This window comes from Jonesia quinghaiensis DSM 15701 (assembly GCF_000423205.1).
In the GTDB taxonomy this organism is placed as follows: domain Bacteria; phylum Actinomycetota; class Actinomycetes; order Actinomycetales; family Cellulomonadaceae; genus Jonesia; species Jonesia quinghaiensis.
In genome coordinates this window covers 1-884 of record NZ_KE383990.1, presented here as the reverse complement: position 1 = coordinate 884, position 884 = coordinate 1, and the positions used below count along the sequence as shown (strand labels likewise).

Annotated in this window: 1 rRNA gene; it reads right to left on the bottom strand. The window is 57.6% G+C overall.

Features of this window, described 5'->3' with window-relative positions:
* Window positions 1–650 precede the first annotated feature (650 nt).
* Window positions 651–767 (bottom strand): 5S ribosomal RNA (gene rrf, locus G538_RS0112405).
* Window positions 768–884: the final 117 nt, after the last annotated feature.

The following is an 884-nucleotide window of genomic DNA, read 5'->3' as shown; positions in this document are numbered from 1 at the left end:
TCATCACGACGCTCGAAGCCACGACCACCACGGTCATCTTCACGACGCGGACCACGGTTGTCATCGCGACGCTCGAAGCCACGACCACCACGCTTGTCGTCACGGCGCTCGAAGCCACGACCACCACGGTTATCTTCACGCGGTGGGCGGTCTACCCATTCTCCCGCCGACTGGTCTGAAGAACGTGAGTTCCGGCTGTTGTCACGGGGCTGCCCATTGCTTTTGTTACTGGGGCGCCCGCCGCGTGCTGAACGGTCCCGGAAATCTCGACCGTAGGCGTTTGATGAGTCGTCGTTGCTCACAGGTGTAAGCTCCCTCTTTTGATCTGAATGACTTCCTATTTTCTCAGATCTTTTCAGGTTTCGGGAGCAAACGGTGATCAATACAGCATTGTTCTTGAACACAAAGTAGGAATATCCCACCTCAACTCCTCAAGGAGTGGACGTTTTTAGTGGTATACCTGCTTAACCTGTGGTCGTCGCTTGGGGGTGTTTTTGCTTATCCCCGTACCGGGCGTACTGGGGGTGCCCCCGTGTGGTCTGTGCCCTATGTCGCGTACCGTGCCGGGGTGTGCCTGTCTACCGTGGGGGTAATGGTGAGGGCCCCCAACGCGAACAGTGTTCGTGTTGGGGGCCCTGCATGATGTGTGGTTGCGGCTGTGTCCTACTCTCCCACACCCTGTCGGGTGCAGTACCATCGGCGCTGGCAGGCTTAGCTTCCGGGTTCGGGATGGGACCGGGCGTTTCCCTGCCGCTGTGACAGCCGCAAAATCGTCGAAACCTTAAGCACGTGTGTCTGGAAGAGTGTGGTGTGGTTTGGGGTTGTGGTTTGTGGACCGGGTAGTGGACGTGTGATATGAGCAGGGTTCTTGCGGTGTTTTGTGT